This is a genomic window from Pseudomonas sp. SWI36 (assembly GCF_002948105.1).
Taxonomy (GTDB): Bacteria; Pseudomonadota; Gammaproteobacteria; order Pseudomonadales; family Pseudomonadaceae; genus Aquipseudomonas; species Aquipseudomonas alloputida.
The window spans coordinates 1,819,261-1,843,953 of the sequence record NZ_CP026675.1; the positions used below are offsets into that span (position 1 = coordinate 1,819,261).

Annotated in this window: 24 protein-coding genes and 1 tRNA gene; 13 read left to right on the top strand and 12 right to left on the bottom strand. The window is 62.7% G+C overall.

From position 1 onward, the window contains the following. Nucleotides 1-3: 3 nt before the first annotated feature. Nucleotides 4-660: a methyltransferase gene (locus C4Q27_RS08885; RefSeq protein ID WP_064492914.1), complete on the top strand. Its 657-nt coding sequence runs from the start codon at nucleotides 4-6 to the stop codon at nucleotides 658-660. Nucleotides 661-691: 31 nt separating this feature from the next. Beyond that, nucleotides 692-1,564 carry a thioredoxin gene (gene trxA / locus C4Q27_RS08890; RefSeq protein WP_010951799.1) on the top strand — a complete coding sequence of 291 codons (873 nt, stop codon included), beginning with the start codon at nucleotides 692-694 and terminating at the stop codon, nucleotides 1,562-1,564. A gap of 151 nt (nucleotides 1,565-1,715) precedes the next feature. Here trxA and C4Q27_RS08895 read toward each other — a convergent pair whose 3' ends face one another. Beyond that, on the bottom strand, nucleotides 1,716-2,060 hold the full coding sequence (locus C4Q27_RS08895) for a hypothetical protein (protein WP_064492913.1): 345 nt from the start codon (nucleotides 2,058-2,060) through the stop codon (nucleotides 1,716-1,718). Nucleotides 2,061-2,190: 130 nt separating this feature from the next. Between C4Q27_RS08895 and C4Q27_RS08900 the strand changes: the two genes are divergently transcribed. From C4Q27_RS08900 to C4Q27_RS08925, 5 genes are all read left to right on the top strand, one after another. Continuing rightward, a complete protein-coding gene (locus C4Q27_RS08900) occupies nucleotides 2,191-2,790 on the top strand; it encodes a DUF2796 domain-containing protein (protein WP_104886758.1) in 600 nt (199 codons plus the stop codon). Then, a complete protein-coding gene (locus C4Q27_RS08905) occupies nucleotides 2,791-3,501 on the top strand; it encodes an ABC transporter ATP-binding protein (protein WP_104886759.1) in 711 nt (236 codons plus the stop codon). It abuts the gene before it with no gap. Next, complete coding sequence (locus C4Q27_RS08910; RefSeq protein WP_010951795.1) at nucleotides 3,501-4,766, top strand: FtsX-like permease family protein; 1,266 nt, start codon at nucleotides 3,501-3,503, stop codon at nucleotides 4,764-4,766. The genes C4Q27_RS08905 and C4Q27_RS08910 overlap by 1 nt, the downstream gene beginning before the upstream one ends. Nucleotides 4,767-4,892: 126 nt before the next feature. Then, the gene (locus tag C4Q27_RS08920; RefSeq protein ID WP_020191397.1) at nucleotides 4,893-5,405 is read left to right on the top strand and encodes a DUF3299 domain-containing protein; all 513 of its coding nucleotides are present in this window, start codon (nucleotides 4,893-4,895) and stop codon (nucleotides 5,403-5,405) included. A gap of 109 nt (nucleotides 5,406-5,514) precedes the next feature. Continuing rightward, complete coding sequence (locus tag C4Q27_RS08925; protein ID WP_010951793.1) at nucleotides 5,515-6,198, top strand: OmpW family protein; 684 nt, start codon at nucleotides 5,515-5,517, stop codon at nucleotides 6,196-6,198. Here the strand turns inward: C4Q27_RS08925 and C4Q27_RS08930 are convergent. Further along, nucleotides 6,186-7,391 carry an MFS transporter gene (locus C4Q27_RS08930; protein WP_104886760.1) on the bottom strand — a complete coding sequence of 402 codons (1,206 nt, stop codon included), beginning with the start codon at nucleotides 7,389-7,391 and terminating at the stop codon, nucleotides 6,186-6,188. The genes C4Q27_RS08925 and C4Q27_RS08930 overlap by 13 nt on opposite strands. A gap of 103 nt (nucleotides 7,392-7,494) precedes the next feature. On the opposite strand from C4Q27_RS08930, the gene C4Q27_RS08935 reads away from it, so the two are divergent. Then, nucleotides 7,495-7,938, top strand: coding sequence for a helix-turn-helix domain-containing protein (locus C4Q27_RS08935; protein WP_010951791.1), 444 nt, complete (start codon nucleotides 7,495-7,497; stop codon nucleotides 7,936-7,938). A 30-nt stretch (nucleotides 7,939-7,968) separates the two neighbouring features. Here C4Q27_RS08935 and C4Q27_RS08940 read toward each other — a convergent pair whose 3' ends face one another. Together C4Q27_RS08940 and C4Q27_RS08945 are read right to left on the bottom strand one after the other, a co-directional pair. Next, nucleotides 7,969-8,901, bottom strand: a complete 933-nt coding sequence (locus C4Q27_RS08940) for an NAD-dependent epimerase/dehydratase family protein (protein ID WP_003255418.1) — start codon at nucleotides 8,899-8,901, stop codon at nucleotides 7,969-7,971. Next, complete coding sequence (locus C4Q27_RS08945) at nucleotides 8,894-9,778, bottom strand: sugar nucleotide-binding protein (RefSeq protein WP_019439170.1); 885 nt, start codon at nucleotides 9,776-9,778, stop codon at nucleotides 8,894-8,896. Before C4Q27_RS08945 ends, C4Q27_RS08940 begins: the two co-directional genes overlap by 8 nt. Before the next feature lie 258 nt (nucleotides 9,779-10,036). Here C4Q27_RS08945 and C4Q27_RS29300 point away from each other — a divergent pair, with 258 nt between their 5' ends. Genes C4Q27_RS29300 through C4Q27_RS08955 form a run of 3 tightly spaced genes read left to right on the top strand, consistent with a single transcriptional unit; the run spans nucleotide 10,037 to nucleotide 11,886 of the window. Further along, the gene (locus C4Q27_RS29300; RefSeq protein ID WP_155741836.1) at nucleotides 10,037-10,198 is read left to right on the top strand and encodes a hypothetical protein; all 162 of its coding nucleotides are present in this window, start codon (nucleotides 10,037-10,039) and stop codon (nucleotides 10,196-10,198) included. A gap of 42 nt (nucleotides 10,199-10,240) precedes the next feature. Continuing rightward, complete coding sequence (locus C4Q27_RS08950; protein WP_014755162.1) at nucleotides 10,241-11,032, top strand: TSUP family transporter; 792 nt, start codon at nucleotides 10,241-10,243, stop codon at nucleotides 11,030-11,032. 8 nt (nucleotides 11,033-11,040) lie between these two features. Beyond that, nucleotides 11,041-11,886, top strand: coding sequence for an alpha/beta hydrolase (locus tag C4Q27_RS08955; RefSeq protein WP_104886761.1), 846 nt, complete (start codon nucleotides 11,041-11,043; stop codon nucleotides 11,884-11,886). Between the two features lie 11 nt (nucleotides 11,887-11,897). Here C4Q27_RS08955 and C4Q27_RS08960 read toward each other — a convergent pair whose 3' ends face one another. Continuing rightward, the gene (locus tag C4Q27_RS08960) at nucleotides 11,898-12,707 is read right to left on the bottom strand and encodes a helix-turn-helix transcriptional regulator (protein WP_020191391.1); all 810 of its coding nucleotides are present in this window, start codon (nucleotides 12,705-12,707) and stop codon (nucleotides 11,898-11,900) included. 178 nt (nucleotides 12,708-12,885) lie between these two features. Here C4Q27_RS08960 and C4Q27_RS08965 point away from each other — a divergent pair, with 178 nt between their 5' ends. Then, nucleotides 12,886-14,328, top strand: coding sequence for a sodium:alanine symporter family protein (locus tag C4Q27_RS08965; protein WP_064492906.1), 1,443 nt, complete (start codon nucleotides 12,886-12,888; stop codon nucleotides 14,326-14,328). Nucleotides 14,329-14,391: 63 nt separating this feature from the next. Next, nucleotides 14,392-15,390, top strand: a complete 999-nt coding sequence (locus C4Q27_RS08970; protein WP_081273286.1) for an asparaginase — start codon at nucleotides 14,392-14,394, stop codon at nucleotides 15,388-15,390. Between the two features lie 106 nt (nucleotides 15,391-15,496). Here the strand turns inward: C4Q27_RS08970 and C4Q27_RS08975 are convergent. The 7 genes from C4Q27_RS08975 to fdnG all read right to left on the bottom strand — a co-directional run bounded on the left by C4Q27_RS08975 (nucleotide 15,497) and on the right by fdnG (nucleotide 24,687). Further along, a tRNA-Sec gene (locus C4Q27_RS08975) sits at nucleotides 15,497-15,592 on the bottom strand. Nucleotides 15,593-15,598: 6 nt separating this feature from the next. After that, nucleotides 15,599-17,521 carry a selenocysteine-specific translation elongation factor gene (gene selB / locus C4Q27_RS08980; protein WP_064492918.1) on the bottom strand — a complete coding sequence of 641 codons (1,923 nt, stop codon included), beginning with the start codon at nucleotides 17,519-17,521 and terminating at the stop codon, nucleotides 15,599-15,601. Continuing rightward, complete coding sequence (selA, locus tag C4Q27_RS08985; protein WP_064492904.1) at nucleotides 17,518-18,945, bottom strand: L-seryl-tRNA(Sec) selenium transferase; 1,428 nt, start codon at nucleotides 18,943-18,945, stop codon at nucleotides 17,518-17,520. Before selA ends, selB begins: the two co-directional genes overlap by 4 nt. A 139-nt stretch (nucleotides 18,946-19,084) precedes the next feature. Continuing rightward, complete coding sequence (gene fdhE, locus C4Q27_RS08990) at nucleotides 19,085-20,011, bottom strand: formate dehydrogenase accessory protein FdhE (RefSeq protein WP_064492903.1); 927 nt, start codon at nucleotides 20,009-20,011, stop codon at nucleotides 19,085-19,087. 4 nt (nucleotides 20,012-20,015) lie between these two features. Then, nucleotides 20,016-20,672 carry a formate dehydrogenase subunit gamma gene (locus C4Q27_RS08995; RefSeq protein WP_011953329.1) on the bottom strand — a complete coding sequence of 219 codons (657 nt, stop codon included), beginning with the start codon at nucleotides 20,670-20,672 and terminating at the stop codon, nucleotides 20,016-20,018. After that, nucleotides 20,669-21,619, bottom strand: a complete 951-nt coding sequence (fdxH, locus tag C4Q27_RS09000; protein WP_003255436.1) for a formate dehydrogenase subunit beta — start codon at nucleotides 21,617-21,619, stop codon at nucleotides 20,669-20,671. The genes C4Q27_RS08995 and fdxH overlap by 4 nt, the downstream gene beginning before the upstream one ends. After that, entirely contained in the window at nucleotides 21,619-24,687 is a 3,069-nt protein-coding gene (gene fdnG / locus C4Q27_RS09005) for a formate dehydrogenase-N subunit alpha (RefSeq protein ID WP_158666130.1), read from the bottom strand. The genes fdxH and fdnG overlap by 1 nt, the downstream gene beginning before the upstream one ends. Between the last annotated feature and the right edge of the window lie 6 nt (nucleotides 24,688-24,693).

The window sequence follows — 24,693 nt, forward strand, 5'->3', positions numbered from 1 at the left end:
GTGATGCCGCTGGCCCTGCAACAGGCCCTCAGCGGCCTGATCGGCGAAGCACGCCTGATCGTCAGCGAACTGCCCGACTGTGACCTGAAGCTATGGCTGATCGACGACCAGAACATGGATCGCGCCTTCAGCAGCGAAGAAACCCGACGCATTCTTGAAGAACCTCCCTATTGGAGCTTCTGCTGGGCCAGCGGGCTGGCAATGGCCCGCTACCTGGCCGAACGCCCGGAATGGGTGGCAGGCAAGCGCGTGCTGGACTTTGGCGCCGGCTCTGGTATCGCCGGCATTGCTGCTGCACGCGCCGGTGCACGGGAAGTGGTGGCCTGCGACCTCGACCCGCTGGCCCTCGCTGCCTGCCGTGCAAATGCAGCACTGAACGGGGTGACACTAAGCTACAGCAGCGATTTTTTTGCCGAGGAAGACCGTTTCGACCTGATCCTGGTTGCCGATGTGCTGTACGACCGCGCCAACCTGCCGCTGCTGGATGCCTTCCTGAGCCGCGGTCGGCAGGCCTTGGTGGCCGACTCGCGGGTACGCGACTTTCGCCACCCGTTGTACCAGCAATTGGGCGTGCTCGAAGCACTGACCCTGCCGGACCTGGCCGAGCCACACGAATTCCGCCGGGTCAGCCTGTACCACGCCAGCCGCGACACCTTATAGTGGTGCCATACACGAGTTTGCGAGAGTCGCGATGACCCAAGACACGCCTTACATTTTCGACGCCACCGATACCAACTTCCAGCAACTGGTGATCGAGAACTCCTTCCACAAGCCGGTGCTGGTGGACTTCTGGGCCGAGTGGTGCGCGCCGTGCAAGGCGCTGATGCCTTTGCTGGCTAAGATTGCCGAGGGTTACCAGGGCGAACTGCTGCTGGCCAAGATCAACTGCGACGTAGAGCAACAGGTGGTTGCCCAGTTCGGCATCCGTAGCCTGCCGACAGTGGTGCTGTTCAAGGACGGCCAGCCGGTGGACGGTTTTGCCGGGGCACAACCGGAGTCGGCGATCCGCGCCATGCTCGAGCCGCATGTACAAATGCCCGCCGCGCCCACCGCCGCGCCACTGGAGCAGGCAAAGGCACTGTTTGCCGAAAGCCGTTTTGCCGAAACCGAAACGCTGCTACAGGCGCTGCTGGGTGAGGACAACAGCAATGCCGAGGCGCTGATCCTGTATGCCCGCTGCCTGGCCGAGCGTGGTGAGCTGGGCGAAGCGCAAGTGGTGCTGGATGCGGTCAAGACTGACGAACACAAAGCTGCACTGGCCGGTGCCAAGGCCCAGCTGACCTTCCTGCGCCAGGCTGCCAGCCTGCCGGAAGTGGCTGACCTTAAAAGCCGTCTGGCGCAGAACCCGCAAGACGACGAGGCGGCTTATCAGCTGAGCATTCAGCAACTGGCTCGCCAGCAGTACGAGGCGGCGCTGGAAGGTCTGCTGAAGCTGTTCCAGCGTAACCGTGGCTACGAGAACGGGCTGCCGCAGAAGGCGCTGTTGCAGGTGTTCGAGTTGCTGGGTGGCGATCACCCGCTGGTTGGTGTTTATCGTCGCAAGCTGTCGGCGGCGATGTTCTGAGTGACCTTGAAGCCTGCGCTGGACCTGTTGGAGCGGGCATGCCCGCGAAGAAACCGACACAGTGGATGGCACCGGCTCTGCCGGTGTTCGCGGGTAAACCCGCTCCTACGGGTGACCGCGCAGGCGTTTCAATTTTCAAGCAAGACAGCGCTCACCCTACCCAGTGATAAACGGGCGCATCCACGCCGCTCTCCACCTTTACCTCACTGCTGTGCCGCAAGCGCACCAGCAACCGTTTACCCGCCGCCGTACTCCCCGCCAACCCTTCCAGGCGGTCCAGCAATTCCGGCCCGCTCATCTGTCCTGCCAGACGCAACACATCACGCGCCGCAGCCCACTGACCGTCATTTTGGCGCGGTGCGACCACCGCAGCTGTCGCGGCCGCCTGGGCTACCATCGGCACCTCGGTCTGCCGCCCCAGTTGCGCCCACTCTTCAGGCGTCAGCTCGATGGTCAGGTCCACCGGCCAATCACCAATCTGTCCACGAATTCTCATGATGCATTCCTTGAACCCACGTCAATGCAGCCATGCTACCGCAACATGAAACATGCGCCACGCAGGCTGGCGGCGCGCCGAAACCTTGTTATAACATAACCCGATCTTTCAGCCCGCTCCGGAGTCGTCCATGCGTCGCCTGCTGCTCGCCCTGCCCTTCGCTTTGCTGCCACTGGCCGTGGCCCATGCTCACGATGACCATGATCATGACCACGCCCACGGCTCCCTCGGCGCCCACGAGCATGGCGTAGCCAAGCTCAACGCAGTGCTCGATGGCAATACCCTGGAACTGGAACTGGACAGCCCGGCAATGAACCTGGTCGGCTTCGAGCATGCCGCCAGCAGCGATGCCGACAAGGCCAAAGTCGCCGCCGTGCGCCAGCAGCTTGAACAACCCCTGAAGCTGTTCGGCCTTTCTGCTGCCGCGGACTGCAAGGAAGAGCAGCAGGCGCTGGAAAGCCCTCTGTTCGGTGACGCAGCGAAGGCCGACGACGATGGTGACGAGCACGAACATGAACATGAACATGAACATGAACACGACCATCAGCACAGCGACATCGGCGCCCACTATCAGCTGACTTGCGCCAACCCCGACAAACTCACACAGCTGGACCTGGCGCCGCTGTTCAAGGCCTTCCCCGCCACCCAGAAAATCAACGTGCAACTGATCGGCCCCAATGGCCAGAAAGGCGTGGAAACCACGCCCACCAAGGCAGCGGTCGCCTTCTGAATGAACCAGCCGTTGATCGATCTGCATGACCTGGTGTTCGCCTGGCCAGGTCACCCGCCGCTGCTGGATATTCCGGCATTGCGCCTGGACGCTGGTGAAGCACTGTTCCTCAAGGGCCCCAGCGGCAGTGGCAAGACGACCTTGCTGGGCCTGCTGGGCGGGGTGAACGTGCCGGTCCAGGGCCGCATCCAGTTGCTCGGTCAGGACCTCGGCAGCCTGAGCCAGGGCGCCCGCGACCGCTTTCGGGTCGATCACACAGGGTATATCTTCCAGCAGTTCAACCTGCTGCCGTTCCTCTCGGTACGTGAAAACGTCGAACTGCCCTGCCGCTTCTCGCGCAGCCGCAAGGCACGCGCCGAGCAGCGCCATGGCAGTGTTGACCAGGCGGCCAGCACGCTGCTGACCCACCTGGGCCTGGGCGACCCTGCCATGCTCGCCCGCCGCGCCGACAGCCTGTCGATCGGCCAGCAACAGCGGGTCGCAGCCGCCCGCGCACTGATCGGCCAGCCTGAGCTGGTGATCGCCGACGAACCGACCTCGGCACTGGATGCGGACACGCGCGAAGCATTCATCCGCCTGCTGTTCGATGAGTGCCGCGCCGCCGGTGCCAGCCTGTTGTTCGTCAGCCACGACCAGAGCCTGGCGCCGCTGTTCGACCGCCACCTGTCGCTTGCCGAACTGAACCGCGCCGCCAAGTCCCGGGAGGCCTGATGTACCTGCTCCGCCTTGCCTTGGCCAGCCTGGCCAACCGCCGCTTCACTGCGTTTCTGACCGCCTTTGCCATTGCCCTGTCGGTGTGCCTGCTGCTGGCTGTTGAGCGGGTCCGTACCGAAGCCCGTGCCAGCTTCGCCAGCACCATCAGCGGCACCGACCTGATTGTCGGTGCACGCTCCGGCTCGGTGAACCTGCTGCTGTATTCGGTGTTCCGCATTGGCAACGCGACCAATAACATCCGCTGGGACAGCTTCCAGCACTATGCACAGGACCCACGGGTGAAGTGGGCAATCCCGATCTCGCTGGGCGACTCGCACCGCGGCTACAGAGTGATGGGCACCACCACGGATTACTTCAGCCATTATCAGTACGGCCGCCGCCAGCATCTGCAACTGAGCCAGGGGCGTGAGTTTGCCAACGACCCGTTCGAGGTAGTGCTCGGCGCTGAAGTGGCCGAGGCATTGCACTACAAGCTGGGTGACAAGCTGGTGCTAGCCCACGGCGTGGCCGCAATCAGTCTGGTCAAGCACGACGACAAGCCGTTTACCGTGGTCGGCGTACTCAAGCGCACCGGCACCCCCGTCGACCGCACCCTGCATATCAGCCTGGGCGGCATGGAGGCGATCCATATCGACTGGCACAACGGCGTACCCGCCCGTGGCGCCGGGCGCATCAGCGCCGAACAGGCCCGTACGATGGACCTGCAACCTGCCGCCATCACTGCGTTCATGCTTGGCCTGAACAGCAAGATCGCAACCTTCAGTTTGCAGCGAGAGATCAACGAGTACCGCAGCGAGCCATTGCTGGCGATCCTGCCGGGGGTCGCCCTGCAGGAACTGTGGAGCCTGATGGGCACTGCGGAACAGGCATTGTTCGTGGTGTCGCTATTCGTGGTGCTGACCGGTTTGATCGGCATGCTCACGGCGATTCTCACCAGCCTCAACGAACGCCGCCGGGAAATGGCGATCTTGCGTTCGGTCGGGGCCCGGCCTTGGCATATTGCGGGGTTGCTGGTACTGGAAGCACTGTCACTGGCCTCGGTCGGGATCGTGGCCGGGCTTGGCTTGCTATATGCGGGTATCGCCCTGGCACAGGGGTATGTGCAGGCCAACTATGGTTTGTATCTGCCACTGGCTCTGCCGAGTACCCATGAATGGACCTTGCTGGCTATCATCCTGGGGGCCGCGTTGCTGATGGGCAGCGTGCCGGCGTGGCGGGCTTACCGGCAATCGCTGGCCGACGGCCTGTCCATACACCTCTGAGTGCGCGTAATGATCAAAGACCTCACCGCCTGCTTCGCGGGCACGCCCGCTCCCACAGGGAGCCCCGCAGGCTTCGGAGCTTGTGCAGTACCTGTGGGAGCGGGCTTGCCCGCGAAGAGGCCGGCAATGCACATGCTGCTGGCCTTGCTGTTGCTGGTAGCGATGCCTCTATGGGCCGCCGAACCCAAGGAGCTGGACTGGCCCGCACTGATCCCTGAAGGCGCCCCGGTCATCCCGCCACAACTGGCGCCGCTGCACGACATGTCACAGCTCAGCAACGCCCTGTCTGCCGAATCCGCACCTCCCGCGCGTCAGCAGGCGCCCGACGCGCCAGTGGTAAAAAGCCTCGACGGCCAACAGGTCAAACTTCCCGGCTACATCGTGCCACTGGAGGTCAGCGAAGAAGGCCGCACCACCGAATTCCTGCTGGTCCCTTACTATGGCGCGTGCATCCACGTGCCGCCGCCGCCGCCGAACCAGATCGTGCATATTTTCAGCGAGATGGGCGTGCGCGTCGAAGACCTCTACCAGCCCTACTGGATAGAGGGAAAGATGCAGGTTAAAGCTTCCAGCAGCGAGCTGGCCGACGCCGGCTACCAGATGGAAGCCGAGAAAATCTACGCTTATGAGCTGAGATGAGAACTGTTTCGAATTCGTGAAGACGCTTCGTTGAGCTGGGTCAAACTTTCCGTTTGACCAGCTCCGTACCATTGGACTACTCGATTAATAACGTCCTTTGGGAGCTTCCATGAACAAGTCCTTGCTGGGTGCCTCGCTTGTGGCCCTTGCGCTCGCCGCCCCTGCCGCCCACGCCTATCAGGCGGGGGACATGATCCTGCGCGCAGGCGCCATCACCACCGCCCCGAACGAGAGCAGCGGCGACCTCAAGTTCGACGGCAACAAGGTGTCGGGCACCAAGGCGACCCTGGACAGCGATACCCAGTTGGGCCTGACCTTTGCCTACATGCTCACCGACCACATCGGCCTGGAGCTGCTGGCAGCTACCCCGTTCAAGCACACCGTCGGCGTAAAAGGTCTGGGCGGCGGGCTGGACGGCAAGCTGGCGGACATCAAGCAACTGCCGCCAACGCTGTCGCTGCAGTACTACCCAATGGAGCCAAATTCGCGCTTCCAGCCGTACGCTGGCGTCGGTATCAACTACACCCTGTTCTTTGACGAAGACTTGAGCAGCGCACGCAAGGAACAAGGCTTCAGCAACCTCAAGCTGCAGGACTCGGTAGGTATCGCCGGCCAACTGGGCATGGACTACATGCTGACCGACAACCTGCTGGTAAACGCCTCGGTCTGGTACGTCGACATCGACACCAAGGCCAGCGTCAATGGCCCGACCGCCCTTGGCTACAGCAAGACCAAGGTCGACGTCGACGTCGACCCGTGGGTATACATGGTCGGCCTTGGCTACAAGTTCTGACCTGAACATTGCAGGGCGGCCTCGGCCGCCCTCGCGCGTTTCAGCCATAGCCAGTAGCACAGTGCGACGGCACTGATGCCCATGCCAAGCCCACACACCGCAACCCAGCCACAGTGGGCAAACACCCAGCTCGCCAACACCGCCCCCAAACCGCTGCCCAGCGAATAGCAACACATGTAGGCGCCGATCAAACGGCTAGCCATCGCACCACGCCCGGCCAGCAACAAGCTCTGGTTGGTGACATGCACTGCCTGCACGGCAAAGTCCAGCATCAGCACACCCAGCACGAAGGCCAGCAATGAATGTTCGACGAACGCTGTTGGCAGCCACGACAGCGTCAGCAGGGCCAACGACACTCCGGTCGTACGCTCACCGCGCCCAAGGTCAGCCAGACGACCAGCATGCGAAGCCGCCAGCGTGCCCGCCACACCTGCCAGGCCAAACAGGCCGATCTCGGTATGGCTCAGTGCCAGCGGCGCAGCACTGAGTGGCATGACCATGGCACTCCACAGCACGCTGAATGCGGCGAAGATCAACACACCGAATACGCCGCGCTGGCGCAGCAACCTGTCGTGCCGATACAAGCTGAACTGGGCCAAGATCAGCGCCCGGTAACCCGGCCGGCTCCCCATCGGCTGCCCGCCGGGCAGACTGCGCCACAGCACCAGCGCCAGCAACATCAAGAGCCCTGCGGCGACAAGGTACACACTTCGCCAACCGGCCACGTCAGCCAGCCCGCCCGAAGCCAGCCGTGCCAGCAGAATACCCAGCACCACACCACTGGTGACAGTGCCTACCGCCTGCCCTTGCTGGCCAGGTGAGGCAAGGCTCGCAGCATGAGCCACCATCACCTGCACCATGACTGCCATCAACCCGGTGATCGCCAGAGCCAGCAGCAATATTGCCCAGTTCGGCGCCATGCCAACGCCGACCAGCGCAAGCGCCGCGAACAGCAACTGGCCAAGCAACAAGCGTTTACGGTCGACCAAGTCCCCGAGCGGCACAATCAGTAGCAGCCCCAGGGCGTAGCCCGCCTGGGTCGCGCCGACTACCCAGCCAATCTGCTGCTGCGCCACTCCCAACTCAGCAGCCATCGACTCAAGCAGCGGTTGAGCGAAGTACACCGTCGCCACCGCCATTGCGCTGGTGGTGGCAAGCAACAGGGTTATCCAGCGTGTCAGCGAAGGAGTCATCGGGCAAAGCCTCTGGGATCTGGTTTCAATTTGAAACCACATGCTGGCTATTTAGCAAATGTGGTTTTAATCTGCAACCAGATAATCAAGACAGGCTTGCCCCATGCTCGATGAAAACAATGCGCAGTGCCCCGTGGCCCGGGCTCTGGAGGTGCTGGGTGACCGGTGGGCGCTGATGATCCTGCGCGATGCCTTCGACGGCCTGCGGCGTTTCAGTGAATTTCAGAAGAACCTGGGGCTGGCGAAGAACATCCTCACCTCGCGGCTAAAGCTGTTGGTGGAAAGTGGGTTGCTGATGACACAGCCGGCGTCGGATGGCAGTGCCTATAAAGAATATGTGCTGACCGATAAAGGGCGGTCGGTGTTTCCAGTGGTGGTTGGTTTGAGGCAGTGGGGGGAGCGGTTTCTGTTCGAGGCGGGAGAAGCGCGTTCGGAACTGGTGGACGGCGTGACGGGGCAGGCGCTTGAAATATTGCAGGTCCGTGGCCAGGATGGGCGGGTCTTACATCCCGAAGATTGCCAGCGCAGAAGGGTGCGGCATGGGTGATGTCAGGGCTGCTGAGCAGCCCCGCGGGGCTCAGCCTTTACCGAGAAGCTTTGTCAGGCCTTCAACCATCGGCGTTACCTGCGCAAATTTGAACCGCGCCAACAACCGCTGGTTATCCGCTCGCGAATGGCGGATATCACCCGATCGCGCCGCCGCATAGCTGATCGCTGGCAAGCTCCCTACAACCTTCTCCAACGCAGCCAGCAACTGGTTCAGTGAGGTCGCCTGGTTCAGCCCGATATTCACCGCCCCCTCCTCGACCTGCGGCTGCTCCAGTGCCTGCACCATCACCTGCACCAGGTCGCCCACGTAAAGGAAGTCACGGGTCTGCTCGCCGTCACCGAACACTGTAATCGGCAAGCCCTGCACAGCGCGCTCGCAGAAGATGCTGATCACCCCGGAATACGGTGAGGAAGGGTCCTGCCGTGGCCCGAAGATATTGAAGAAGCGAAACACCACCGGCTCCAGACCATGCTGGCGACGGTAGAAGTCCAGGTACTGCTCACTGGCCAGCTTGTCCACGGCATAAGGGGTCAACGGCGCCTTGGGCGTGTCTTCGGAAATCGACTCCCCTTCACCATTGTTGCCGTACACCGCTGCGCTGGAGGCGAAGAGCACCCGGCGCACGCCATGCACGCGCATGGCTTCGCAAACGTTGAGGGTACCGATGAAGTTACTCTGGTGGGTACGCACCGGGTCTTCGACCGAGGCCTGAACCGACGCTACCGCCGCCAGATGCACCACAGCACGGCAGCCAGCCGCAGCCTGAGTGACCAGCCCTGCATCGGCAACATCACCTTCGATCAGTTCCAGCCGTGGGTGGTCGACCTGCAGATTGCTTCGCCGGCCGGTGGAGAAGTCGTCGAGAATGCGTACGGCGTAGCCTTTGTCCAACAACGCATCGCACAGGTGGGAGCCAATGAAGCCGGCACCGCCGGTGATCAGGATGGGGGCGTCAGCCATGGCGGTAGAACCGGTCCAGTAGAGGTGGCAAACCAGCGCGCCAGGCACGCGGCTTGATACCGAAGGTATGAAGGATTTTCTTGCAGGCCAGTACCGCGTGCTGTGGCTCTTCGCTGGCATCCGGGCGCGCGGCATGGGCCTGCGGCGTGGGGGCCTGAACGGCCAGCTGGCGGTATTGACCGGCCTCGGCGAGGATCGCCTGGCCCAGCGCCAGCGGCGTGGTCGCCTCATTGCCGGCGTAATGGTAGGTGCCCCACAGCGGCGCATTGCAATCAAGTTGCTTGAGCACCGACAGGATCACTCGGGCAGCATCATCGACCGGCGTCGGGTTGCCACGTCGATCATCGGCCAGCAGCAGCTCCTGTGGTTGCTCGGCACGGGTCAGGAAGCGGCCCAATGCGCCATCGATGCTCTCGTCCAGCAACCAGCCAAAGCGCAGCAACACATGCTGCGGGCAGGCCGCACGCACGCTCTGCTCGATGCGCCATAGAGCCTGGCCACGCATGCCCAGCGGCACTGGCTCGTCCTTTTCGCTATAGGCCGTGGCCCGCGAACCATCGAACACACGGTAGCTGGATGGCTGCACCAAGGTGATCTGATGGTGCTGGCACAGCTCTGCCAACCGCTCCACCGCCCGCTCCTGTTGGGCCAGGCGCTGCTCGCTGACCGACTCGGCCTGGAACCAGTCGAAGTAATAGGCCAGGTTCACCAGCGCGTCGGGGCGATGGTCATCGAGCAACTGAGTGAGGCTTGAGGGCGCCCAGCCGTTCTCGGGCGGGCGCGGTGCCAGGAATGCGATGTCCTCCTCGGCCCCAAGACGAATCAGCGCTTGCCCGAGGGCATTGCCACCACCCAACAGCATTAGGCGCATACGCATAGAGTCAGCAGATCCGGAGAGGTTGATGAGAAAAAAGAGTCATTTTGCGGTTTCCTGCCCGGGAAGTCCAACACCGGACCCGTTCGATGCCACAGGGCGTGATTCCACAGTTTCACCGCTCAATACCGCCACAGACAGAAATTTCCTACGACATACGAGGAATGGGCTGACTACCACGTCACGGCATAACTGCATTGAATAGTCGACTCCCCACTTGCCAGCCAGGGAGTTTCACACAAAAACGACAAGGAACGTTCAATGCCTCATTCGGAAGCTGCCTACCTGGATTTCTACCCAGAGCAAAGCCAGGCCATAACCTTTGCAAGCCAGACCCTTGCTGATTTGGGTGGACCGGAGGCTAAAGGAGTAGCACTTCAGGCTCGTATATTCGCCGATCAACTCGAGAAAGGTGCTCGCTGAAGACCCGCTGCTGGTACGTGGTTGAGCACAGGAAAATACTCCATGATCGAAATCGACTTGACGTTTGTTCTGCTACTCGCACTGGTTGCACTGATGGCCGGCTTTTTTGATGCTATTGCCGGGGGCGGTGGCCTTATCACGCTCCCGGTGTTGTTTATTGCCGGTGTAGAACCCTTGGCAGCTATTGCCACTAACAAGTTCCAGGCAGCTTCGGCTACGGTTTCGGCTACGTGCGCCTTCGCCCGCAAAGGCATGATCGACTGGAGACGAGGCAGTCCCATGGCTGTCATGGCGTTTATCGGTGGGGCGCTGGGGGCCTTGTCGATAACTTATGTCCCCAAAAGCGTTTTGCAGGCGTGCGTCCCACCACTGCTGATCCTGATCGCCGCCTACTTTGCCTTCAGTCCAAAGCCGAATGAACAAGCGCGCAAGGCAAAGGTATCGACCAGCCTATTCTGCGTGACGGCTGCACCAATCATTGGCTTTTATGACGGCATCTTCGGCCCCGGAGTCGGCTCGTTCTTCATGCTGGCTTGCGTGGTCCTCCTGGGCCAGCACCTCATTCAAGCCGTATGCACCAGCAAGCTTTTGAACGCGGCCTGTAACCTGGGCGCACTATCCGTCTTTTCTCTCAGCGGGGCGATCATCTGGCCGCTGGCGCTGGCAATGGCGCTCGCCGCCTTTCTGGGCGCACAATTGGGGGCTCGCTGCGCAGTTCGCTTCGGCTCTCGCCTCATAAAACCGCTGCTGGTCAGCGTCTGCTGCATCATGGCACTCAAACTGCTGCTCGATACCGGCAACCCGCTCGGCGAATGGCTCAACCAGTTCTTCTAGAGAGCACCATGCACATTCAAAAGGCTTCCCCACAGCGCGAGAAGTGGCAGTTTGACGAGCCCGCCCCGGGCAAAGAACTGTTCATCAATGAAGTCTTTGGAAACTACCAGCAACAGGCGCGATTGCTGGTACCTGATATCGAGCGCGCAGCTCCCGCATTCGTCTTGGGGGGCGCGCGTTCCGACTTTACCCGGCTCAACCCCCTGCTTTATCGCCTGCAAGCCGCGGGCATTGGTTCACTCACTGGCAATCTGTCAGGTCACAGCCTCGCCAGCGAACCAGGCGCAATGGCGCCGTCACTGGCGACGAACCTTGATGAAGCACAGCGCTTCCACGCGCATATCGCGCCGCGATGCCGAACGCTCATAGGCCACAGCCTTGGCGGGGCAATTACGCTTAAGCTTGCAGCACAGTTGCCACAAGTGGACAGCATCGTACTGATCTGCCCCGCAGTTTATCCAGACCATGCCCACCAAGCGCCGTTCGGCCCGGCATTCACTGCGGCCATCAACAAGCCTTTCGGTTTTCTGGAGAGCGATAGCTATACCTTCCTCAACCAGTTTCGTGGAAGAGTATTGATGGTGATCGGCGAGTACGACGGGCTCAACTCCCAGAGATTCGGCAAAGGCCCCGGCACCAGCGCTGGCAACCTGTGGCTTGCCGGCACTGAACGCTATAGCCCGATTCCTGAAGAAGTTAACCTCGCCTTGATGCGAGCAGTTCCAGCGTCGCGTTTGCAATGTCTGTTTCTTACCGACTGCGACCATGGCATCGCGGCACATTTGCGCCGTACTCCGGCAATAGCGGACCAGGTTGCCGACACGGTCGCAACGTTCATCCTCGACAATGCTTAAGGCGTTTAGCATTACTCGATCTCGAACAGACCATTGCGCAATGGCGCCACGCTCAATCGCTCACGCACATCGTCATCTATGCGCGGATCATCCGGCCGGTACAGTTTCACCTGCCGATACGCATTGATGCGATTGATCTCCTCGCCCAGGTATTCCCACACCACCCGGGTACAGGCCGGGTTGCGCCGGTCGCCGCTGGATACCCCGGCCTTCAGGCCATTCAGCCGGGTAATGCGGCTTTTGAAGCTGGGGATGAGGATGGTCTGGCTCATTTCGTTGAATGTCAGCGACTCGTAGTCGATGAGGAACATCCGGTCCTGCAGCTGGAACGCCGCCCCCAGGTAGCGGCAGCGTACCTCGGCATGCTGATCGGTGGCGCTGGAGCGCTCCTGCCGTTCCTGGCGCTCGAACAGAAAACGGCCGCGCTCTTCCCACAGGTGCACCAGCGACACGAGGATCGTGCCCGGCACCGACATGCAGTTGGAGTACTCGAAGTAGTAACCGCAATAGCGCGAAAGGTTGCCGCCATGTTCGTGCAACGGGCGGAACAACTCGCTGATCGGGTCACTGGGCTGCTGGGGCTGGGGCGATACCCGCGCACCGATCAGACGGGCGAACTGCTCAGCGGGCAGGTTCAGTTCGTAATCCTCGACACCGAAGAAGTCGCCGATACGCTTCAGGTTGAAAGCCGTCGGACGGCTTTGCCCGCTCAGGTACTTGTTGAACTGCGCGCGGTTGATCGACAGCTGGCGGCAAACTTCGGAAATAGAGCGGTAGTGGCTGCAGGCAAGTTTGAGGTTTGTAGCGAAGTGATCGCTCATATGCGGAGTCCAGGTGACGCGAATGACGCCATTGTAGCATCAAGTCGCATCAAGTCAGAGCAATCCGCGAAATTGTAACCACTCTTGTCATAGCCAACCATGCGCCCCAACGAATAGCGGTGCGCCTGCCGTCCGCTGGTCTTTCCACACGAAGAATAAGAATCGAGGTCATTTTCCAATGCTCGAAGTAATCAACGATTTCCTTTCGGGGAAACTCCTCATCGTGCTGATCGTAGGGCTGGGTAGCTACTTCACCATCCGCTCCCGGTTCGTCCAGTTCCGCCACTTCACCCATATGTTCAGCGTGTTCAAGGAATCGCTGCGTGGCCAGGCAGGCCAGCTGAGCTCCTTCCAGGCCCTGATGCTGAGCCTGGCCGGCCGCGTGGGCGCCGGCAACATCGCCGGTGTCGGTATCGCAGTGACCCTGGGCGGCCCAGGTGCCGTGTTCTGGATGTGGGTCACCGCACTGGTGGGCATGTCCAGCAGCTTCTTCGAATGCACCCTGGCCCAGGTGTACAAGCGCGCTGATGGCGACGGCCTGTACCGTGGCGGCCCGGCCTACTACATCCAGCACGGGCTGAAGCGCAAGAGCATGGCCATCGTGTTCTCGATCTTGCTGCTGGTCACCTACGGCTTCGCCTTCATCGGCCTGCAGTCGTACACCGTCACCCACTCGCTGCAGAATGCCTTTGCCTTCGACCCAAGCCACACCGGTATTGTCCTGGCCGTGCTGCTGGCCATCACCTTCATCGGCGGCATCAAGCGCATCGCGGCGGTGTCGGACCTGCTGGTACCCGTCAAGACCCTGGCCTACATCGGCGTGACCCTGTACGTGATCGGCACCCAGATCGAACACGTGCCAGCCATGCTGGAAACCATCTTCAAGAGCGCCTTCGGCCTCGACCCGGCGTTTGCCGGCCTGCTCGGCAGCGCCATCGTCATGGGCGTGAAACGTGGCGTGTTCGCCAACGAAGCAGGCCTGGGCAGTGCACCGAACGTCGCTGCCGTGGCTGCCGTGAAACACCCGGGCGCGCAGGGCGTGGTCCAGGCCTTCAGCGTGTTCCTCGACACCTTCGTGATCTGCACCTGCACCGCCTTGCTGATCCTGCTGTCGGGCTTCTACACCCCAGGCTTCGAAGGTGACGGCATCGTCCTGACCCAGAACTCGCTGGCCGCCGTAGTCGGTGACTGGGGTCGCGTGTTCGTCAGCGTGGCGCTGTCGCTGTTTGTCTTTACCTGCATCCTCTACAACTACTACCTCGGCGAGAACAGCCTGCAGTTCCTCAGCCGTAACCGCGTAGTGTTGATGGTGTTCCGTGGCCTGGTACTGGCACTGGTCGTTTGGGGTTCGATGCAAGACCTGTCGACCGTGTTCGCCTTCGCCGACATCACCATGACCTGCCTGGCCTTCGTCAACCTGGTGGCCCTGGCCCTGCTGTTCAAGGTCGGCCTGCGAGTCATGCGCGACTACGACGAGCAGCGCAAGGCCGGTGTAAAGCAGCCTGTGTTCGACTCGTCCAAGTTTGCCGACCTGGACCTGGACCGCAATGCCTGGCCTGCCAATCCTCAGGTGGAAACAGCCACTGACAAAGCAGTCGGCCAAGTTCAGACGCAGCGCTGATATCCTCCCCTGCCCAGCCGCCCCTTCCGCGGGCGGCTTTTCTTTGTCCGCTCACCGCTACGGATGCTTTCCATGCGCGCAGTAAAGAATCTTCTCGTTCTCTATACCGGTGGCACCATCGGCATGCTCGAAACCCCCGAAGGCCTGGCACCGGCCGGTGGTTTTGACGCGCGGATGCGTGAACACTTTGCCCAGATGGCCAATGCACCCCAGGTGCAATGGACACTGCACGAGCTGAACCCGCTGCTCGACAGCGCCAACATGCAACAGCACAACTGGCTGGCGATGCGCGATGCCATCGTCGCGGCGGTGGATGTAACGGGCCACGATGGCGTGCTGGTGCTGCACGGTACCGACAGCATGGCCTACAGCGCTGCAGCGTTGTCGTTCCTGTTGCTGGGCCTGCCAGCACCGGTAGTGCTGACCGGCTCGATGCTGCCGGCAGGTGCCCCGGACAGCGATGCCTGGGACAACCTGTGCGGCGCATTGCGCCAGTTCGAGCACGGCCTGGAAGATGGCGTGCAACTGTACTTCCACGGTCAGCTGCTGCATGGCTGTCGGGCGTCGAAGCTGCGTAGCGAAGCGTTCGATGCCTTTGCTGCGCTGCCGCGCCATCGTGACGCTGAGCGGGCCGATACGATCCCTGCCGAGCTGGGTTACAAGCAACCGCGCAAACCGGTCAACCTGGCGGTTGTGCCGGTGTTCCCGGGGCTTCAGGCCGGGCATTTGCAGGCCTTGATCGACAGTGGTGTGCAGGGCTTGCTGCTGGAGTGCTACGGCAGCGGTACCGGTCCGTCGGATGACCAGGCGCTGCTGAATGTGCTGAGCGCAGCGCGCCAGCGCGGCGTGATGTTGGCGGCGATCAGCCAGTGCCCGGAAGGCTCGGTGGTGTTCGACACCTATGCAGCGGGTAACCGCTTGCGCGGGGCCGGGCTGGTCAGTGGCGGTGGCATGACCCGTGAAGCGGCACTGGGCAAGATGATGGCGCTACTGGGCGCAGGGTTGGATGCTGACGCAGCAGACCGCTGGTTTGTCCTGGATTTGTGTGGCGAGCGGGCTTGATCAGCGCCCTTTAGGGCCTCTTCGCGGGTAAACCCGCTCCTACGACGATAGCGTTTCCTGTGTAGGAGCGGGTTCACCCGCGAAGAGGCCCTAAAGGGTGAAAAAATGGCGGAAGGCAGCGGGAGTCGAACCTGCCCGGGAACGGCTGCCGTCCCCAACCGGGTTTGAAGCCCGGCCGCGCCACCGGGCGCGATTGCCTTCCTTGAACTCAGTGCCTGGCGTGCTGTTGAGCCAGGGCGCTGTCGGCGCGGATGTGACGCTGGTCGGCCACCCTCCGGGTCAGGCCGATGCGGTCGAAGTATTCCAGAATCTGCACACTGCGCTTGCGACCGATGCCCAACATATCGCGAAACGCGGCAACCTGCACTATCGTCGTTTCGCTGGCCTGCCCCAGCATCAACGCTGCCATGCGCTGTAGCGTCGCCTCGGGGTAGAACAAGTCGCGCACCACCTGATGTACCAGGCCCAGCCGGGCCAACTTGCGCAGTAACAGGCGCACATCGGCTTCGGCACGGTTCTCCTCACTCGCCAGCGTCCTGACCCAGGGTGGGTCAAATTGCCCTGCGATCAACTTCGGCTGCAGACGTGCCCACAATGCACTGTCGGCTTCGCTCAACTGTACCTTGTGATCGGGCAGATGCAGCCATGGCCCGCTGCTGGCGATGGCGCTGTCGTCGAGCAGTTCATCCAGCAAACTGACGAATGCCGGCCGTTCCAGAGGCAAGGCTACAAAGCGCCGCAAGCGATCACGGTCAGGGCCAAGCTGGTCGGGCTCTTGCTCGTGAAAGCGCGCCAGCTGCTCCAGGACCTGCTGCTTGAGCGCCTGCCATTGAGCGTTGGCGAACAGCAGTTGGCCCTGCCGGGTGGCCACCACCCGCACATCGTCCGGTAACTGCCAGGTTTCCCGCAGGCGGTTGAACTGCCGCTCGAGCCGCTGCGGGCTAATACCGCCCGGTGCACTGGCGAGCAGCGCTGGCAGTGCCTGCTCCAGATCCACTGCGTCGCGCAGCACCAGCAACTGTTGCAGACGGGCATCGCTGCGGCGTTGGCGACTTGGCGCGAACGGGTCGAGCACCTTGCCGCCGCCCAGTGTGCGCTGGGCGCGCTGATCGCGCAGCACCAGGCGGTCGCCGTGCACGGCCTGCAACGGCGCGTTGAGCAGCAACTGGGCAAACATGCGTTGGCCGGCAGCCAGGCTTTCGCCTTCGAGCAAGGCGACCCGGGCCGTTACATCCTGGGTGCCGAGGTGCACATGCACGGCGCTGAAATGTTCGAAAGTACGCTTCTCGTCCGGTAACAGGTACAGCTCGATATCCACCCGAACACTGGGCGCATGCAACCATTCGGGCACCAGCCAGTCGCCCCGGTGCACCTGCTCCACGGCCAGGCGCTCGGCAGCGATGTTCAGCGCCACCCGTTGGCCTGCTTCTGCCACCAACGCGGCCTGGTTCTGCGCATGCAGGCCACGCACGCGCACCACCTTGCCGGCCTTGCCCAGCAACAACGTATCACCCGCACTGACCCGCCCGGCCAGTGCCGTGCCGGTGACCACCACACCGGCGCCGGTAACCGCAAAGGCACGGTCGACGGCCAGGCGAAAACCACCGTGCACACTGCGTTGCCGTGTACCTGCTTCGGCCTCCAGCAGGGCCTGGCGCAACGCTTCCACGCCCTCCCCGCTGATGCTCGACAGCGGAAACTGCCGCGCACCGGCATACGGCCCAGGCGCCAGCAGTTCACTGACTTGCATCTGCACCTCGGCCAGACGCGACGGCTCTACCCGGTCGCATTTGCTGATCGCCACCAAGGCCTGGGGAATGCCCAGCAGCTCGATGATCGCCAGGTGCTCACGGGTCTGCGGCATGACCCCGTCGTCGGCCGCCACTACCAACAGCACCAGGTCGATGCCATGGGCGCCGGCCAGCATGTTGTGGATAAAGCGCTCGTGGCCCGGCACATCGATGAAGCCGGTCAGCGGCCCGCCTTCGCTCAGCGCCGCATAGCGGTAACCAAGGTCGATGGTCATGCCGCGGGCGCGCTCTTCTTGCCGCTGGTCGCCGGCCTGGCCGGTCAGCGCCAGCAGCAGTGCGGTCTTGCCGTGGTCGATGTGGCCAGCGGTACCAACGATCACTGCACCGGCCCCAGCTGCAGGGCTGGCAACTGGGCCAGCCACTGGGCTTCGTCATCCAGCTGGCGCAGGTCCAGCCACAGGGCATCGTCGTCAATGCGGCCCAGCACCGGCACCGGCAGGTCGCGCAGGGCGCGCTCCAGCACATGCAGGCTGCGCCCGCGCAACTTCTTCGACACTTGCGGGCGCAGGCACAGCGCGGCACTGGGCAAGCGCGCAACCGGCTGGCTGCCACTGCCGATCATGCCCAACGCGGGCTCTACGCTAATTGCCCATTGCTCACCGAGACGCGCCTTGAGTTCAGGCGCCAGGCGCTCGGCCTGGGCCTGAATCTCGGCCTGGCTGCGGGTCAGCAGGCGCAGGCTGGGCAGGCGCTCGGCCAGGCGATCGGGGTTGCGGTACAGCGCCAGCACCGCTTCGAGTGCAGCAAGGGTGATCTTGTCGACGCGCAACGCACGCTTGAGCGGATTTTTCTTGATCCTGGTGATCAAGTCCTTGCGGCCGACGATGATCCCGGCTTGCGGACCACCCAGCAGCTTGTCGCCACTGAAGGTGACGATATCGGCACCATCGGCCAGAGCCTGGCGTACCGTGGGTTCGGCGGGCAGACCCCAGCGGGTAAGGTCGAGCAGGCTGCCGCTGCCCAGGTCTTCAAGCAGTGGCAGTTGATGTTGGTGGGCGATACGTGCCAGCTCGGCAGTAGGCACCTGGGTGGTGAAGCCCTGGATGCTGTAATTGCTGCAATGCACCCGCATCAGCAGGCCAGTGCGCGGGCCGATGGCGGCCTCGTAGTCGCGGGCGTGAGTACGGTTGGTAGTGCCAACCTCGTGCAGCTTCACGCCGGCGCGGGCCATGATGTCGGGAATACGGAAAGCACCACCGATCTCGATCAGCTCGCCGCGAGAGATGATGCCTTCCTTGCGCGCGCCCAGGCTGTTGAGCGCTAGCAGCACGGCGGCGGCATTGTTGTTGACCACGGTGACGGCTTCGGCACCGGTCAGCTCGCGGATCAGGCCTTCGATCAGGTCATCACGGTCGCCACGTTTGCCGGTGGCCAGGTCGAATTCCAGGTTGAGCGGGTAACGAGCCGCGGTCTGCATGGCCTCGATGGCTTCATCCGGCAGCAAGGCGCGGCCCAGGTTGGTGTGCAGCACGGTCCCGGTGAGATTGAACACGCGGCGAACCTGGCTGCGTTGCTGGAGGGCGAGGCGTTCGCCGCTGCGGCCAAGGAGGATTTCCGGAGCCAGTTCGGCGCTGCCGAGTTCGCCATTACGGGCGGGCTCGCGCAGGTCGTCGAGCAGCTGGCGCAGGGTATTCAGCACGGCGTCACGGCCGTGGCGATCGATCAGAGGGAGGCAAGCCGGGTGGCGAAGGAGGGTATCGATGGACGGCAGGCGTGGGGTGTCGCTGGCAAGGCTGTTGGACATGCGGTACTACCTTGGACTGATCCGTTGTCTGTGCTGGCCCATTCGCGGGTGAACCCGCTCCTACAAGTACAGCGTGATCCGGAAGGTTGGCGCAATTACCTGTAGGTACGAAGGCAAGTCGGTGTTTCAGTGTAGACCCTCAGCCACTTCCCGGGGCGAGCATCAGGTTGGGCGCCAGGCGATGGAACCCCTCCCCGTCCAGGCGTATATCCAGGGCCAGGCTGGCCAGGTCATCGGCCAGCGGCTCGGCCGCCGCATCGTTCTCCAGGTAGTTCTGCTTCAGGTAGCTGTCGCACCCTGGGCAGCATTCGGCGCGCAGCGGCGCTTTGCCTGGCGCATGGCGATCATCCTCAAGGCTGGTGTAACGCAAGTCCTTGCTGGACTCGCAGTACACGCACTTGACCCGCACCACATGCCACTCACAGGCACACAACGAACAGGCCAGGTAACGCAAACCGTTGTGCTTTCCACGGTTGCGCACCACCCCGGCCATCGCCGGCGAACCACAAGCCGGGCATTGGGCCAGGCTGCCGGCAGGCTCGAGCTGGTGTGCGGGCAGCGCCAGCAGCCAGCTGGACCACGCCGCCTGCAACGCGGCCCCGAGGAACGGCACCAGTGCTGCAGGCACACCATCGTACTGACCTGCCAGCAAAGCAATGCCCCAGCCCTTGCGCTGATTGTCATCACTGCCTCGTAGCACCTGCAGCGCCTCACCCAGCGGGCCACTGCGTTCGCCGCTGAGGTGCTCTAGCAGTGCCTGCAACCAGACCAGCCACGGCCCTTCACGCACCAGGCTGTCAGCCGCCAGCGGCGGCAAACCATGATCCATGCACAGGCGCTGACGCTCCTCGGCCACGGGCAAGCCGCTGGGCGGGTTATCCACAAGCTGCTGCTGGATGCGGCATAAACGCGCAATCAACCTCAGGTAGTCGCCAAGCGCGTTGCCCTCGGCCAGTTGCTCCAGGCGGGCGGCGCGCAGTTCAAACAGGTTGGCGGCGGGCAGGTGCAGAAATGGCGGCGTGACTGCCGACGCTTCGATCTGCCCGGGTTCGAGTAGGGTGCTCAAGCGCTTATCCTTCTTTTCGTCCGTGATCACCCGGCGTCTTGTCGCCGGTCACTTCGCGGTACCACAACTCATGATGCTTGCGGGCCCAGGCGCGGCTGACCCAGCCATGCAGCATGGCGCCGATCGAGCCCTTGATCCAGATGCCGGCGTAGATGTGCACGATGATGCTGAGAATCAGCACGAAGGCCGCCAGCGCATGCAGCAGCGCAGACAAGCGAATGGCATCGATGCCAAACCAATGGCTGAAGTATGCGCGCCAGATCACCACGCCACTGACCAGCAATACCAGCATGCACACCAGCAGGGTCCAGAACAGCAGCTTCTGCCCGGCATTGTACTTGCCGATCGGCGGTACGCCCTCCTCCTCGTTGCGCATTACCCGGTCCACCCGGCGCAGCCACAGGCGATCATTGGCGGTGATGAAGTTGGCCCGCCAGAAGCGCAATACCAGGCCGAGGAAAAACACGAACATCGCCACCCCGATGAAGGGATGCAGAATGCGCGTCCACGGCCCGCCGCCGAACAGGTTGCTGAGCCAGAATAGCGCCGGATGGAACAGCGCAAGCCCCGACAGCCCAGCCAGGATGAACAGGATCGCCACCACCCAGTGGTTGCTACGCTCGTTGGCGTTGTAGCGCAGGATGGGTTTGTTGTCGTTCATGGCCGCTGCTCCCCTTGCCCACCGGGCTGCTTCGGATCATAGACATGGACCGACGGGTCCACTTGATGCACGCTTTCGTCCGGCGGTGTCGGGTGTTCATCCTCCTCGACACGCTGTGGGCCGATCCGCACATAGTGGAAGAACCCCGCCAGCACCGCCGCGCCCATGGCCAACAGCGCCAGCGGCTTGGTGAAGCCCTTCCACAACCCCACCAACGGGCTGATCACCGGCTGGTCCGGCAGGCCGGCATACAGCTTCGGCGTGTCGGCATGGTGCAGCACGTACATCACGTGGGTACCACCGACGCCATCCGGGTCGTACAACCCGGCCTTGTCGTAGCCCCGCGACTTCAGATCGACGATGCGCTCGGCCGCATGCACTTTCATCTCGTCCTTGCTGCCGAACACGATTGCCCCGGTCGGGCAGGTTTTCACGCACGCCGGCTCCAGCCCCACGCTCACGCGATCGGAACACAGGGTGCACTTGTACGCCTTGTGGTCTTTCTGCGAGATGCGCGGGATGTTGAACGGGCAGCCGGTGATGCAGTAGCCGCAGCCGATGCAGTGGTCCTGGTTGAAGTCGACGATACCGTTGGCGTGCTTGATGATCGCGCCCGGGCTCGGGCAGGCCTTCAGGCAACCTGGGTCGGCACAGTGCATGCAGCCGTCCTTGCGGATCAGCCACTCCAGGTTGCCGTCGTCGCGCTCGTGCTCGGTAAAGCGCATCAGTGTCCAGGTCTCGGCAGTGAGGTCCTGGGGGTTGTCGTAGGTGCCGTGGTTGTGGCCAACCTCGTCACGCAGTTCATTCCACTCCGAGCACGCCACCTGGCAGGCCTTGCAGCCGATGCACTTGGTAGTGTCGATCAGCTTGGCAACCTCCTCCTGCTGACGCACCGAGGGCGGCACGGTAGTGGTGGCCGAGCGGGCGATGATGTCTTGGCTGGCCATCAGAGTTTCTCCACTTTCACGAGGAACGACTTGGACTCTGGCGTCTGCGTGTTGCCGTCACCGAGGAACGGCACCAAGGTGTTGGTCAGGTAGCCATGCCGGGTAGCGCCGGTGAAGCCCCAGTGCAGCGGAATGCCGATCTGGTGCACGGTCTGATTGTTGACCTGCAGCGGGCGAATCCGCTTGGTCACCACCGCCACCGCATCGATATGCCCACGCTTGCTCGACACCCGTACCCGGTCGCCGGCCTTGATGCCTTTCTCGTTGGCCAGCACCTCGCCTATCTCGACGAACTGCTCGGGCTGGGCAATGGCGTTGAGCCGGCAATGCTTGCTCCAGAAGTGGAAATGCTCGGTCAACCGGTAGGTGGTCGCCGCATAAGGGAACTCGTCGTGCGTGCCGAGGGTGTCCCACACAGAATCGAAAATGCGCCCGGCCGGGTTGCTGGTGGCCTTCTTGTTCTGCGGGTGCAGCGGGTTGATGCCGATCGGTGTTTCGAAGGGCTCATAGTGCTCGGGGAACGGGCCTTCGGCCATCTTGTCGATGGCGAAGAAACGCGCCACGCCTTCGGGGTTCATGATGAAGGGGTTCATCCCCGCCTCGGGCGGCGAGTCGACCTTGAAGTCCGGCACGTCGGTGCCGGTCCAGGCCTTGCCGTTCCACCATACCAGGCGCTTTTTCTCCGGGTCCCACGGCTTGCCTTGCGGGTCGCTGGAGGCACGGTTGTAAAGGATGCGGCGGTTGGCCGGCCAGGCCCAGGCCCAGTTCTGCACCTGGTGCATGCCATACGGGTCGCTGTTGTCGCGGCGAGCCATCTGGTTGCCTTGTTCGGTCCAGCTACCGGCAAAGATCCAGCAGCCAGACGCGGTGCTGCCATCGTCCTTGAGCTGGCCGAAGCCCGCCAGTTGCTGGCCCGCCTTGATCACCGCGCCAGTCGGGTCGGTGACATCGGCCACCGCCCAGCCGTTCATCTCCTTGGCCAGCTCCTCCGGGGAGGGCTCCTCAGGGATCTTGTACGGCCAGCTGATATTCATTATCGCGTCAGGATAGGCCCCCCCTTCGGCCTGGTAACGTTGGCGCAGGCGCAGGAACAGCTCGCTCATGATCTGCACGTCGGTACGTGTCTCGCCCGGGCCGTCTGCGCCCTTCCAGTGCCATTGCAGCCAGCGGCTGCTGTTGACCAGCGAGCCGTCTTCCTCGGCGAAGCAGGTAGTGGGCAAGCGGATCACTTCGGTCTGGATAGAGGCCGTGTCGACATCGTTGAACGGCCCGGCGTTGCGCCAGAATTCCGAGGTCTCGGTGGCCAAGGGATCCATGACCACCAGCCACTTGAGCTTGCCCAGTGCCGCAGTGACGCGGTTTTTGTCCGGCAGCGCGGCGATCGGGTTGAAGCCCTGGCACATATAACCATTGACTTTGCCCTGGCCCATCATCTCGAACATGCGCAGCACGTCGTAGGCCGGTACATCGAGTTTGGGCAGCCAGTCATAACCCCAGTTGTTTTCCGCCGTGGCGTTGGCGCCGTACCAGGCCTTCATCAGGCTGACGTGGAACTTGCCGTAGTTCTGCCAGTACGACAACTGCCCAGGCCGCAGCGGCTTGGAAGCGCGCTTGTCGATGTAGGCGGCGTAGTCCTGCTCGGCGTCACCGGCCAGGGTCAGGTAGCCCGGCAGCGAGTTGGACAGCAGGCCGAGGTCGGTCAGGCCCTGGATGTTGGAGTGCCCGCGCAGGGCGTTGACCCCGCCTCCGGGCATGCCGACGTTGCCGAGCAGCAACTGGACCATGGCCGCACTGCGGATAATCTGCGCACCGATCGAATGCTGCGTCCAACCTAGCGCATAAAGGATCGTCATGGTCTTGCCCGGAACCGAGCAGGAGGCGATCTCTTCCCAGACCTTCATCATGGCGTCCTGTGGCATGCCACAGGTCATGCTCGCCAGTTCCGGGGTATAGCGGCTGTAATGCTGCTTCATCAGCTGGAACACGCAGCGAGGGTGTTGCAGTGTCGGGTCGACCTTGGCGTAGCCGTCCTCACCCAGCTCGTAACCCCAGCCGGACTTGTCGGTGTACACACGCTTGGCCTCGTCGTAGCCGCTGAACAGCCCATCCTCGAAGCCATAGTTCTCTTTGACGATGAACGACACGTCAGTGTAGTTGCGCACGTACTCGTGCTGGATCTTGTCGTTGCTGAGCAGGTAGTTGATCAGCCCGCCCATGAAGGCGATGTCGGTGCCGGTACGGATCGGTGCGTAGTAATCCGCCACCGAAGCGGTACGGGTAAACCGCGGGTCGACCACAATCAGCCGCGCCTTGTTGTGCGCTTTGGCCTCGGTCACCCACTTGAAGCCGCATGGATGCGCTTCTGCTGCGTTGCCACCCATCACCAGGACCAGATTCGCGTTGGCGATATCGGACCAGTGGTTGGTCATGGCGCCACGGCCGTACGTCGGGGCAAGACTTGCCACCGTCGGGCCATGTCAGACACGTGCCTGGTTATCGAACCCCAGCATGCCTGTTGCGCGGATGACCTTGTGGGTCAGGTAGCCAGCCTCGCTGGAAGCGGCGGAGGCGGCAAGAAAACCGGTGGTGAGCCAGCGGTTGACCGTTTGGCCTTGGGCGTTCTTCTCGATGAAGTTGGCATCGCGGTCCTGCTTCATCAGGTCGGCGACGCGGTCCAGCGCCTCGTCCCAGCTGACCCGCACCCACTCTTTGCTGCCCGGCTTGCGAACCTCGGGGTACTGCAGGCGGCTCGGGCTGTGGATAAAGTCCAGCAAGCCGGCGCCTTTCGGGCAAAGTGTGCCGCGGTTGACCGGGTGGTCGGCGTCCCCTTCGATATGGATGATGTTCTGTTTGACGTTCTTACCCGCATCACCCTGGCTGTACAGGATCAGGCCGCAGCCGACCGAACAGTAGGGGCAGGTGTTACGGGTTTCTTTGGTATGCGCCAGCTTGAAGTGACGCACCTGCTCGGCGAATGCCGGCGTCGGGGCCATGCCCAACGCCGCAAGGCTCGAGCCTCCAAGGCCGACGGCGGCGACCTTGAAGAACTGCCGACGGTTCAGGTCCATCGTGCA